This is a genomic window from Aurantimonas sp. E1-2-R+4 (genome assembly GCF_036549515.1).
Classification (GTDB): domain Bacteria; phylum Pseudomonadota; class Alphaproteobacteria; order Rhizobiales; family Rhizobiaceae; genus Aurantimonas; species Aurantimonas coralicida_A.
The window spans coordinates 11,491-22,967 of the sequence record NZ_JAZHLK010000004.1; the positions used below are offsets into that span (position 1 = coordinate 11,491).

Below are 11,477 nucleotides of genomic sequence, written 5' to 3' on the forward strand. Positions count from 1 at the left end.
CCGTCCTCCCAATCATATAGCTGAAAGAATCCGCGCCATGATCCCCCGCTATTCCCGCCCCGAGATGGTCGACGTCTGGTCGCAGGAGACGAAGTACCGGATCTGGTTCGAGATCGAGGCCCACGCCTGCGACGCACTCGCCGAGCTCGGCGTCATCCCTCAGAGCGCCGCGAAGACGATCTGGGAAAAGGGCAATGCCGCCACCTTCGATGTGGACCGGATCGATGTGATCGAGCGCGAGACCAAGCACGACGTCATCGCCTTCCTGACGCATCTTGCCGAGATCGTCGGCCCGGACGCCCGCTTCGTTCATCAGGGCATGACCTCGTCGGACGTCCTCGACACCTGCTTCAACGTGCAGCTGACCAAGGCCTCCGACCTGCTCCTCGCCGATCTCGACGGCCTGCTCGCCGCGCTCGAACGCCGCGCCTTCGAGCACCGGGACACGATCACCATCGGGCGCTCCCACGGTATCCATGCCGAGCCGACGACCTTCGGCGTCAAGCTCGCTCTCGCCTATGCCGAATTCCAGCGCTGTCGCGAGCGCCTCGTCGCCGCCCGCGCGGAAATCGCCACTTGCGCCATCTCGGGCGCCGTCGGCACGTTCGCCAATATCGATCCGCGCGTCGAGGAGCATGTCGCCAAGGCGATGGGGCTTGCGGCCGAGCCGGTGTCGACGCAGGTGATTCCGCGCGACCGACACGCGATGTTCTTCGCCACGCTCGGCGTCATCGCTTCGTCGGTCGAACGTCTGGCGACCGAAGTCCGCCATCTGCAGCGCACCGAGGTGCTGGAAGCGGAGGAATATTTCTCGCCGGGCCAGAAGGGCTCGTCGGCGATGCCCCACAAGCGCAATCCGGTGCTGACGGAAAACCTCACGGGCCTTGCCCGCATGGTCCGTTCCTACGCCCTGCCGGCGATGGAGAATGTCGCGCTCTGGCATGAGCGCGACATCTCCCACTCCTCGGTCGAACGGATGATCGGACCGGACGCCACGGTGACGCTCGACTTCGCGCTCGTGCGCCTCACCGGCGTCGTCGACAAGCTGCTCGTCTATCCCGAGCGGATGCTGGCCAACCTCAACAAGTTCACGGGTCTCGTCCATTCCCAGCGGGTGCTGCTGGCGCTGACCCAGGCCGGCGTCTCCCGCGAGGATTCCTACCGTCTGGTGCAACGCAACGCGATGCGGGTGTGGGAAGAAGACAAGGACTTCCTGACAGAACTCCTCGCCGACAAGGAGGTGACGGCCGCATTGCCGGAAGCCGAGATTCGCGAAAAATTCGACCTCGGCTATCATACCAAGCACGTCGGGACGATCTTCGAGCGGGTATTCGGCCGCGCCGGTTGAGCCCCGCGCTGCGATCGTCGTTGCACCAATGCGCCCGGCCTGATCGCGATAAGGCCGGATCGGACGGGCGCGGGAACGGAACACATCGCTATGCCTCACGCGTCGGATCGATCCGCAACCAACAGCCGCAGGCACATGATCTGGATCGCGGTCGCCGTGGTCGCGCTGGCGTTTCTGGTTTATTTCTTCTTCTTCACCGCGACGCCGGACCGAGCGATTTTGACGGAGGACGAACTGTCCCCGGCGACGACCGCCGAGTAGCCGGCCACGTAGCGACGAGACGGGCGCGCAACTGTCACCTGTTCCTTCAGATGACAGGTTGTGAGGATCAAAATCCGGTGCCGTGACGGCTTGACTTGCGCGGCTCGCATTCGCATGTCCCGCCGATGCGCATTGCCGAAGCCGATATCCTCATCCTGCCCGGTTACAAGGGCTCCCCCGAAGACCACTGGCAGACCCGTTGGGAGCGCCGGCTGTCAACGGCGCGGCGTGTGCCGCAGGCCGAATGGACGAAGCCCGTCCGCGATGACTGGATGACCGCGGTGGCGGATGCCGTGAACACCTCCGCCCGGCCGGTCGTCCTGGTCGCCCATTCGCTCGGCGTCGCGGCCGCCGTCCAGGCGATCCCGCGTTTCGAGCGGCCGGTGTCGGGCGCGTTCTTCGTCGCGCCTCCCGAGGTGGAGAACGATGCGATCCGCCCGAGACACCTGCGCACCTTCGGACCCTATCCGCGCGATCCGCTGCCGTTTCCCAGCGTCGTCGTCGCCAGCCGCAACGACATCTTCTCGTCCTTCGAGGCCGCCGAGGACATCGCCGGCGCTTGGGGATCGCTGTTCATCGATGCCGGCGAGGCCGGCCATATGAACGCCGAGAGCGGCCATGGCCCCTGGCCCGAAGGCCTGCTCACCTTCGGCAAGTTCATGTCCGGACTGACCGTGCCGGCCTGACCGGCAGCGTTCAGCCGCGAACGGCCTCGGCAAGGGCCCGCGCCCCCGCTGCAATCACGGCCTGGTCGGAACTGACGCAAACCAGACGATAGCCATACTCCCGGTACCGCTTGGCGTCCTCCGGCGTCGCGGCATAGATCGTGGCAATCTTGCCGGCCGCCGACGTCGCCGCGGCAATCCGTTTGATCGCCGCCTCGGCCTGCGCGCCGCGCGGATCGAGCGTCCCATCGCCGGACAGAGCGATCGACAGATCGGAGGGGCCGACGAAGACACCGTCGAGGCCGTCGACCGCCAGGATCGCATCGAGATTGTCGACCGACGCACCGGTCTCGATCATGGCGAAGGCCAGCGTTTCGTTACGGGCGTCCGTGACGTAGTCGGCGCGATCGGCGTAGCCATGCAGTTCGCCGGCACGCGTCGGGCCATAAGACCGTTGCCCGAACGGCGGATATTTCGCCACCGCCACGAAGGCGCGGGCCTCGTCGGCGGTTTCGATCATCGGCATCATCACGGCCGAGGCACCGAAGTCGAGAAGGCGCGCGGCGAGCGCCCGGTCCTCGATCGGCAAGCGTACCAGCGCGGGCTTGCCGAGCAGCACCGCGCGTTCGATGCCGGCCCGCAGGCTGGCAGTGTCGTGCAGGCCGTGCTGGACGTCGAAGGTCACGGCGTCGAAATCGGCGCGCAGAAACGCTTCATGAACCACCGGATCGATCAGGCCGAGCCAGGCGGAGACGACGAAGCCCCCCTCGCCCAGGCGATCACGAAGTCGAGGGAGGGCCATCAGGCGCTGCGGATCTGGGTTTCGGCTTCCGCCAGAAAGTGCGCCAATTGCTTGCGGATCTGATGCTCCGACTGTTCGACGCCGGCCGCGACAAAATCGTCGCGAATCTTGTGGACGACATCGTCGTCACCGGGCAACAGGAAGTCGACCTTGATGACCTCCTGGGCGTAGGCGTTCGCTTCCTCACCACTCTTCCCGAGCTTCTCAGCCGCCCAGAGGCCGACCAGCTTGTTGCGGCGCGCCTCGATCCGGAACCGCAATTCCTGGTCATGGGCATAGCGGGACTCGAAATCGCGCTCGCGGTCGTTCATGGACATGATGTTCCTCCTTGGTAAGAATCGACCGTCCGATCCACCGGCCTTTCGTCTGACATACGGTCTTGCGCCGCGTTTTTGAAGCGCGATTTCGTTTCAAGCGGCGTTATCAGGCCTTGATTTGCGGCGCTTGCCGCACGACTTCCCGCAGAGCAATTGCCGAAACGATTGTTAAGGCGGGCCGTATGGTCTATTCAGCCGCACCATCGTCAGCCGTCTTCGCACCGTGGCCAGGGCCGGTGCTTCCTTCACGATAGAGTTCCATGATGACACGTCGCCGCCGTATCTACGAAGGCAAGGGCAAGATCCTCTATGAGGGCCCGGAGCCTGGCACCCTGGTGCAGTTCTTCAAGGACGACGCCACCGCGTTCAACAAGAAAAAGCACGAGGTCGTCGACGGCAAGGGCGTTCTCAACAACCGCATCTCGGAATACATTTTCTCGCATCTGAACAAGATGGGGATCCCGACCCACTTCATCCGCCGCCTCAATATGCGCGAGCAGCTGATCAAGGAGGTTGAGATCATCCCGCTCGAAGTGGTGGTGCGCAACATCGCCGCCGGCTCGCTCGCCAAGCGCCTCGGCATCGAGGAGGGCACCGTCCTGCCCCGCTCGATCATCGAGTTCTATTACAAGGCCGACGCGCTCGACGATCCGATCGTTTCCGAAGAGCACATCACCGCCTTCGGCTGGGCGAGCCCGCAGGAGATCGACGACATCATGGCCCTGGCGATTCGGGTCAATGATTTCCTGTCCGGACTGTTCCTCGGCGTCGGCATCCAGCTCGTCGATTTCAAGATCGAGACCGGCCGGCTGTTCGAGGGCGACATGATGCGGATCATCGTCGCCGACGAGATCTCTCCCGATTCCTGCCGGCTGTGGGATGTCCAGACCCACGACAAGCTCGACAAGGATCGCTTCCGCCAAGACATGGGCGGTCTCGTCGAGGCCTATCAGGAGGTCGCCCGCCGGCTCGGGATCATGAATGAAAACGAGCCGCCCCGCCCCTCCGGGCCGGTGTTGGTCAAGTAAGGCGGCGCAGAGCCTCCAAGCAGCCGGCACCGGCACTCAAGCTCGTTTATTCCAGGGACAGGCGCATATCGTGATCAAGGCTCGCATCGTCGTCACTCTCAAGACCGGCGTCCTCGACCCGCAGGGCAAGGCCATCGAGGGCGCTCTCGGCCATCTCGGCTTTGCCGGCGTCGGCGCCGTCCGGCAGGGCAAGGTCTTCGACATGGAAGTCGACGCCAGGGACGAGGCGACGGCGCGGTCTGAGCTTTCCAGGATGTGCGACAAGCTGCTCGCCAATACGGTCATCGAGAATTATGCTGTCACGATTATTTCGTAGCCTGTTCTCAGAAAAAGCCCCTTCGGAGCTAAACAAATTAATACGCGCTAGACCTGTGAATGCGCGTGACCTGCCATCTCAGCCCGGCGTCTACGTTTTTATTTTCCGTGGCCGAGCTCTGGGAGTTGGAAGAACAAACGATCTTAAGCGGCGGATTCCTCAGCACTTTCGTTTCAACCACAACAATGCGCCTCTTGCATTTAAACGCGCTCGAAAAACTGCCTGCGAGGAATTCCCGGAGCTTCGTCAGCTTACTCGGAGTGAACTCGAAGGGGACCAAAAATTTGAGCGGTTTTTTCGGAGTGAGTTAGAAACGTTGAAACGCTGCAAGATTCGATACTCAATAGTCCCGGATGGCCCTACACAGCACACTCTCGAACTCGAAGCCGCGAGGCATTACCGTCTTCCATTAGACGAGTTTGAAAACCACTAATGATCAACACAGCCGTCATCCTCCTCCCCGGCCTCAATCGCGACCGCGACATGATCGCGGCGCTGACCGCGATCACAGGCAAGGCGCCGCTCACGGTCTGGCAGACCGAGACGGCGCTCCCCGACGTCGACCTGATCGTCGTCCCCGGCGGGTTCTCGTTCGGCGATTATCTGCGCTGCGGCGCGATCGCCGCGCGCGCTCCGGTGATGCGCGCCGTCGCCGACGCGGCGGCCAAGGGCGTTCCGGTCCTCGGCGTCTGCAACGGCTTCCAGATCCTTTGCGAAGCAGGGCTCTTACCCGGCGCCTTGATGCGCAACAATTCGCTGCGCTTCGTCTGCCGGGACGTGAAGCTGGAAGTCGTCAACGCCGCGACGCGCTTTACCGCCAATTATCGCCAGGGCCAGGTGATCCGCTGCCCGGTCGCCCATCATGACGGCAATTACTTCGCCGACGCGGCCACACTGGCGCGTCTCGAAGGCGAAAACCGGGTCGTGTTCCGCTATGCCGAGGGGACCAATCCCAACGGCGCGATCCGCGACATTGCCGGCATCGTCAACGACGCCGGCAACGTCCTCGGCATGATGCCGCACCCGGAAAATCTCGTCGAGCCGGAGCACGGCGGCACCGACGGCCGCGCGATCTTCGAGGGCGCGCTCGGCATGACCGCGAGCGCCGCCGCGTGAGAGAAGTGCTCTTCGGACGAATGGCCGTCTTCGCGGCGTCGATATTCACGCTCGCCCTCGGCGCCTGTGCCACGGGCCCCACGAACCAGGACCAACCAGGCGCGGCGGCCGATTCCGGCCTCGACCGGATGGAGCGGCTGGCGCTGGCGGCCAATCGCTGTTGGTTCAAGTCGGGCGATCCGGCCTTTGCCCGCTACAGCCTCGCGCCGGAACTCTCCTCCTTCTCCGGCCGGCCGCGCTTCCTGCTGGTGCCGCGTGGTCAGCTCGAAGCACGGCCATTGTTGGTCGTGGAAGCGCAGTCCGGCTCGGCGAACGTCTCGGTCTACGGGCCGCTGATGAATGAGGCTCTCGCAAGCCGCATCGACACCGACCTCGCCCGTTGGGGCGCCGGCGCCAAGACATGTTCGGCCTGATATGAGCGCGCTTCGCCGATCCAGCGCCCTTGGCGTCCTGCTTCTTGTGGCCGGCAGCCTCTCCGCCTGCGCCGCGACCAACGGAACCGCGTCCGGCCTGGCGTCACCTACCGTAACGATCGCGGCGGCGTTCCCAACCGCCGCTGATGCAGAACCGGACAAGATCGCACACCGAGCCGCCCCATCGGCCGCGCCCGTTTCGGGCGGCAAGCTAACCCCGGCCGAGATCGCCTATGTGAACGGCACCGCCGCCGCGATCTATCGGCGCCGCGCCGTCGAACGCGCGACGAGCTTCGTGCCGACAGGCGAAGTCGGCGGCTACGGGATTTGCGTGCGCTCGCCCGCGGCCAAGGGCGGTTACGACGTGGCGCTGGTGGTAATTGCCCGGCGCCTTTACGGCGAGCCGATCTCGCAAGTGGACGACGATACGGTCGTGCTGCGGCGGGCCGCCGATACCGGTGTCTGCCGCGCCACATCGATGACCTATGTCTCCGCCCGCGCCGGCTGAGATGAACAGACCCGGCTCGCTGCCTCCATCCGACCGGCTCGGGCTTTTTCGATACCGCCGCAAATGATAACAGGCCGACAAGCCAAGGCATCGGACCAGGAAGCAGAATCCGGTTTTTGGATCATTCCGATGCCCAATCGAAATGTTAGTGCGCAGACCAACGCCCAGGACACGCCATGACCGCCGAGACCGACATCACCCCGGAGCTGATCGCGGCCCACGGACTGAAACCGGATGAATACGGGCGCGTCCTGTCGTTGATCGGCCGCGAGCCGACGATCACGGAGCTCGGTATCTTCTCGGCCATGTGGAACGAACATTGTTCCTATAAATCCTCCAAGCGCTGGCTGCGGACGCTGCCGACCAAGGGGCCGCGCGTCCTCCAGGGTCCGGGCGAGAATGCCGGCGTCGTCGATATCGGCGACGGCATGGCGGTGGTCTTCAAGATGGAGAGCCACAACCACCCCTCCTTCATTGAGCCCTATCAAGGGGCGGCGACCGGCGTCGGCGGCATTCTGCGCGACGTCTTCACCATGGGTGCGCGGCCGATCGCGGCGATGAACGCGCTCCGTTTCGGCGCGCCGGACCATCCCAAGACCCGTCATCTGGTCGCCGGAGTGGTCGCCGGCGTCGGCGGTTACGGCAATTCCTTCGGCGTGCCGACGGTCGGCGGCGAGGTCAATTTCCATTCCCGCTACAACGGCAATTGCCTGGTCAACGCCTTTGCGGCGGGCCTCGCCCGGACCGATTCGATCTTCCTGTCGGAAGCCAAGGGCGTCGGCCTTCCGGTCGTCTATCTCGGCGCCAAGACCGGCCGCGACGGCGTCGGCGGCGCGACCATGGCCTCGGCCGAATTCGACGAGAACATCGAGGAGAAGCGGCCGACCGTGCAGGTCGGCGATCCCTTCACCGAGAAATGCCTGCTCGAGGCGTGTCTCGAACTCATGCAGACCGGCGCCGTCATCGCCATCCAGGATATGGGCGCGGCGGGCCTGACCTGCTCGGCCGTCGAGATGGGGGCCAAGGGCGGGCTCGGCATCGAGCTCGACCTCGACAAGGTGCCGGTGCGTGAGGCCGCGATGACGCCTTACGAGATGATGCTGTCGGAGAGCCAGGAGCGGATGCTGATGGTGCTCGACCCCGACAAGCGCGAGGTGGCCGAGGCGATTTTCGTCAAATGGGGCCTCGATTTCGCGATCGTTGGCCGCACCACCGACGATCTGCGCTTCCGCATCCTGTTCGAGGGTCGCGAAGTCGGCAATTTGCCGATCAAGGAACTCGGCGACGAGGCACCGGAATACGATCGCCCGTGGATCGAGCCGAAGCCGGCACAGGCGCTCCATGCAAAGGACATCGCCGAGCCGGCGAACTACGGCGCCGCCCTGTTGTCGCTGCTCGGCTCGCCGGATCTGTGCTCGCGCCGCTGGGTGTTCGAGCAATACGACACGCTCATCCAAGGCAACTCCCTGCAGCGCCCCGGCGGCGACGCCGGCGTCGTGCGCGTCGACGGCCACCCGACCAAGGCGCTCGCCTTTTCCTCCGACGTCACGCCCCGCTATTGCGAGGCCGACCCGTTCCAGGGCGGCGCCCAGGCCGTCGCGGAGTGCTGGCGCAACCTGACCGCCGTCGGCGCCGAACCGCTGGCGGCGACCGACAATCTGAATTTCGGCAATCCGGAAAAGCCGGAACTGATGGGCCAGTTCGTCAAGGCGGTCGAGGGGATCGGCGCGGCCTGCGAGGCCCTCGCTTTCCCGATCGTCTCCGGCAATGTCTCGCTCTACAACGAGACCAACGGCGAGGCGATCCTGCCGACCCCGACCATCGGCGGCGTCGGCCTGATCGATGACCGCGCCAGGACCGCCCGCGTCGGCGGATTGAAAGAGGGCGACATCCTGTTCCTCGTCGGCCGGGACGGCTCCCATCTCGGCGCGACGATCTATTTGCGCGAGATCGAGGGGCGCGAAGCCGGCGCGCCACCGCCGGTGGACCTTGCCGAGGAAAAGCGCAACGGCGACTTCGTTCGCGGCCTGATCCGCTCCGGCCGTGTCGCGACCTGCCACGATCTGTCGGATGGCGGTCTCGCGGTGGCGATCGCCGAAATGTGCATGGCCTCCGATCGCGGCGCCCGGATCGACGCCGGCAGCGGAGCGGGCCATGCGCTCCTCTTCGGCGAGGATCAGGCTCGCTATGTCGTGGCGATCGCCGCGAAGCTCGCCGATACGATCGAGGCCGATGCCGCGGAAGCCGGCGTGCCTTTGCGCCGGCTCGGCGTGGCTGGCGGCTCCCGGTTGGTCATCGACGGCCGGCTCGACCTGTCCATCGCGGCGTTGACGATCGCGCACGAATCCTGGTTCCCGTCCTACATGTCGGGCGAGATCATCGAACCGGCCGCCGCCGCCTGAGCGAGAGGCGGAACCCGCGCTGATTGATTGCGCCCGGTGCGATCCCTATCATCCCACAAGGTTCGCGATTCCAGACGCCGGACCAAGGAGACCTGTCATGCCCATGAACGCCAGCGACATCGAGAGGATGATCAAGAGCAATATCCCCGATGCCGAGGTGACGATCCGTGATCTGGCCGGCGACGGCGACCACTACGCCGCGGAGATCGTCTCGGAGAGCTTTCGCGGCAAGTCCCGGGTGCAGCAGCATCAGATGGTCTACAAGGCCTTGCAGGGCAATATGGGCGGTGAACTCCACGCCTTGGCCCTACAAACTAGCGCGCCGAAGTAGTATGTTCGCGAGATGAGCGAGATCGACGACACAGTTTCGGACAATTTGTCGAGCCGCACGCTCGCCGATCTGCGCCTATTTGGTAGCCGGATGGTCAGCATCGAAAAGCCGCTCTCCTCCCCACATTCATAAGTCAGGAAATGCCATGACCGCCATCAACGAATGGATCGCCAACGAGGTGAAGACGAACGACGTCGTCGTCTTCATGAAGGGCACACCCGCTTTCCCGCAATGCGGGTTTTCCGGTCAGATCGTCCAGATGCTCGACTATCTGGGCGTCGAGTATAAGGGCGTGAACGTCCTTTCGTCCGACGATCTGCGTCAGGGCATCAAGGACTACGGCGATTGGCCGACGATTCCCCAGCTCTACGTCAAGGGCGAGTTCGTCGGGGGCTGCGACATCGTCCGCGAGATGTTCCAGGCCGGCGAGCTTCAGACCTTCTTCGGCGAGAACGGCGTGGCAACGACCGCACCGGCCGCCGCCAACGGCTGAGACGAAATCCGGTTCGTCTCTCTTGCGGACGTCTGATGGCCCGTGCGTTCCGGCGCGCGGGCTTCTATGTTGACGGACCGTTTCCATCCGCAGCCGATCGCAAATGATAAGCATGACTTGTAATTTGGCGAATCGGGGATAGGTCTCCGCGTGCTCCTTCGAGAGGCCGGCAATGTCCAACGGGTCCATGACCGATCGAACGCGTGGGCTCCCCTATTGGGAGCTCGTGACGATGATCGCCTGCCTGATGGCGATGAACGCGGCGGCGATCGACATCTTCATTCCGGCAATGCAGGAGATGGGGTCGGCGCTCGGCGTCGCTGACGCGAACCAACGCCAGCTGGTGATCACCGCATACATCTTGGGGTTTGGTAGCGCTCAGATCGTCTATGGCACGCTCTCCGACCGGTTCGGGCGGCGGCCGATCTTGTTTTTCGGACTCGGCGTCTATGTGCTTGCCTCGGTGGCGGCCATCTTTGCGCCAGACTTCGAGACGGTTCTCGCCCTACGGGCGATCCAGGGCGTCGGTGCAGCGGCGACGCGCGTGATCGCGGTCTCGGTGGTCCGCGATTGTTTCAACGGCCGGCGTATGGCCAGCGTCATGTCGCTGGTGATGATGGTGTTCATGGCCGTGCCGGTGATCGCCCCGAACATCGGTCAGTTGATCATGCTGTTCGGAGACTGGCGCGAGATATTCCTGGCGATCGGGGTCTTCGGCGTCGCCGTGGCGATCTGGACGGCAATCCGCCTGCCCGAGACGCTGCACCCAGAGAACCGACGGGAACTGACCGGCAAGCGCATCCTCGAGGCGTTTCGAATCGTCCTGACCAACCGGGTCGCCTTCGGCTACACGGTTGCGACGGCGTTGATCTTCGGCGTGTTGTTCGGTTTTCTCAACCAGGCCGAACAGCTTTACACGGAGGTCTATGGCCTCGGCCCGACCTTCACCCTCGTCTTCGCCGCGACAGCGGTGTTCATGGCCCTCGCATCTTTTCTCAACGCGCGATTGGTCGAGAAGCTTGGGATGCGCCGCCTCTCCCACGGAGCCCTGATCGGCTTCCTGCTCCTTGCGGTCATCCACCTCGTCGTTGCCTACGCCATGGGGGGCGCTGCCCCGCTCTGGTTTTTCGTCCCCATGCTGACTGTCAATTTCTGCCTGTTCGGCTTCATCGGCACGAATTTCAACGCCCTTGCCATGGATCCGCTCGGCCATGTGGCGGGAACGGCCTCGTCGGTTCTCGGCTTCATGCAGACCTTCGGCGGCGGTCTTTTCGGCGCGCTGATCGGCTTTTTCTACGATGGCACGGTGGTCCCGATCCTGGTCGGCTTCACGGTCTTGTCGATCGCCGCACTCGGTTCGGTCTGGCTGGCCGAGGGCCGGCTGTTCGAGGCCAAGAACGCACCGGCGCCTCACGCAAGCCAAGCGCTTCGCCAGAACCCCGCCGAATAGACCTATCGGACGCAGACAGTTAGGTCG

The 11,477-nt window shown here is 64.3% G+C and carries 14 protein-coding genes; 12 read left to right on the forward strand and 2 right to left on the reverse strand.

Annotation, left to right across the window (positions count from 1 at the left end):
• Positions 1-37: 37 nt before the first annotated feature.
• The 3 genes from purB to VQ045_RS02995 all read left to right on the forward strand — a co-directional run bounded on the left by purB (position 38) and on the right by VQ045_RS02995 (position 2,295).
• Positions 38-1,348 carry an adenylosuccinate lyase gene (purB, locus tag VQ045_RS02985; RefSeq protein ID WP_331829109.1) on the forward strand — a complete coding sequence of 437 codons (1,311 nt, stop codon included), beginning with the start codon at positions 38-40 and terminating at the stop codon, positions 1,346-1,348.
• Between the two features lie 135 nt (positions 1,349-1,483).
• A complete protein-coding gene (locus tag VQ045_RS02990) occupies positions 1,484-1,609 on the forward strand; it encodes a hypothetical protein (RefSeq protein ID WP_331829110.1) in 126 nt (41 codons plus the stop codon).
• A 125-nt stretch (positions 1,610-1,734) separates the two neighbouring features.
• Positions 1,735-2,295, forward strand: a complete 561-nt coding sequence (locus tag VQ045_RS02995) for an RBBP9/YdeN family alpha/beta hydrolase (protein WP_331829111.1) — start codon at positions 1,735-1,737, stop codon at positions 2,293-2,295.
• A 10-nt stretch (positions 2,296-2,305) separates the two neighbouring features.
• Here the strand turns inward: VQ045_RS02995 and VQ045_RS03000 are convergent, their stop codons facing one another.
• Together VQ045_RS03000 and VQ045_RS03005 are read right to left on the reverse strand one after the other, a co-directional pair.
• Positions 2,306-3,076, reverse strand: coding sequence for an HpcH/HpaI aldolase family protein (locus VQ045_RS03000; protein WP_331829112.1), 771 nt, complete (start codon positions 3,074-3,076; stop codon positions 2,306-2,308).
• Complete coding sequence (locus VQ045_RS03005) at positions 3,076-3,396, reverse strand: DUF1476 domain-containing protein (RefSeq protein ID WP_327625350.1); 321 nt, start codon at positions 3,394-3,396, stop codon at positions 3,076-3,078. Before VQ045_RS03005 ends, VQ045_RS03000 begins: the two co-directional genes overlap by 1 nt.
• A 260-nt stretch (positions 3,397-3,656) precedes the next feature.
• Here VQ045_RS03005 and purC point away from each other — a divergent pair, with 260 nt between their 5' ends.
• The 9 genes from purC (at position 3,657) to VQ045_RS03050 (ending at position 11,450) form a co-directional block, all read left to right on the forward strand.
• Positions 3,657-4,421: a phosphoribosylaminoimidazolesuccinocarboxamide synthase gene (gene purC, locus VQ045_RS03010; protein ID WP_327625316.1), complete on the forward strand. Its 765-nt coding sequence runs from the start codon at positions 3,657-3,659 to the stop codon at positions 4,419-4,421.
• Between the two features lie 70 nt (positions 4,422-4,491).
• Positions 4,492-4,737, forward strand: a complete 246-nt coding sequence (gene purS, locus VQ045_RS03015; RefSeq protein WP_331829113.1) for a phosphoribosylformylglycinamidine synthase subunit PurS — start codon at positions 4,492-4,494, stop codon at positions 4,735-4,737.
• A gap of 435 nt (positions 4,738-5,172) precedes the next feature.
• Positions 5,173-5,853, forward strand: a complete 681-nt coding sequence (gene purQ / locus VQ045_RS03020) for a phosphoribosylformylglycinamidine synthase subunit PurQ (protein WP_331829196.1) — start codon at positions 5,173-5,175, stop codon at positions 5,851-5,853.
• Positions 5,854-5,873: 20 nt separating this feature from the next.
• A complete protein-coding gene (locus VQ045_RS03025; protein WP_442879820.1) occupies positions 5,874-6,266 on the forward strand; it encodes a hypothetical protein in 393 nt (130 codons plus the stop codon).
• A gap of 1 nt (position 6,267) precedes the next feature.
• Positions 6,268-6,774 carry a hypothetical protein gene (locus VQ045_RS03030; RefSeq protein ID WP_331829115.1) on the forward strand — a complete coding sequence of 169 codons (507 nt, stop codon included), beginning with the start codon at positions 6,268-6,270 and terminating at the stop codon, positions 6,772-6,774.
• 176 nt (positions 6,775-6,950) lie between these two features.
• Complete coding sequence (gene purL / locus VQ045_RS03035; protein WP_331829116.1) at positions 6,951-9,176, forward strand: phosphoribosylformylglycinamidine synthase subunit PurL; 2,226 nt, start codon at positions 6,951-6,953, stop codon at positions 9,174-9,176.
• Between the two features lie 97 nt (positions 9,177-9,273).
• Positions 9,274-9,507 carry a BolA family protein gene (locus VQ045_RS03040; protein WP_331829117.1) on the forward strand — a complete coding sequence of 78 codons (234 nt, stop codon included), beginning with the start codon at positions 9,274-9,276 and terminating at the stop codon, positions 9,505-9,507.
• A 145-nt stretch (positions 9,508-9,652) separates the two neighbouring features.
• On the forward strand, positions 9,653-10,000 hold the full coding sequence (gene grxD, locus VQ045_RS03045) for a Grx4 family monothiol glutaredoxin (RefSeq protein WP_331829118.1): 348 nt from the start codon (positions 9,653-9,655) through the stop codon (positions 9,998-10,000).
• Between the two features lie 172 nt (positions 10,001-10,172).
• Complete coding sequence (locus tag VQ045_RS03050; protein ID WP_331829119.1) at positions 10,173-11,450, forward strand: multidrug effflux MFS transporter; 1,278 nt, start codon at positions 10,173-10,175, stop codon at positions 11,448-11,450.
• The last annotated feature ends 27 nt before the right edge of the window (positions 11,451-11,477 follow it).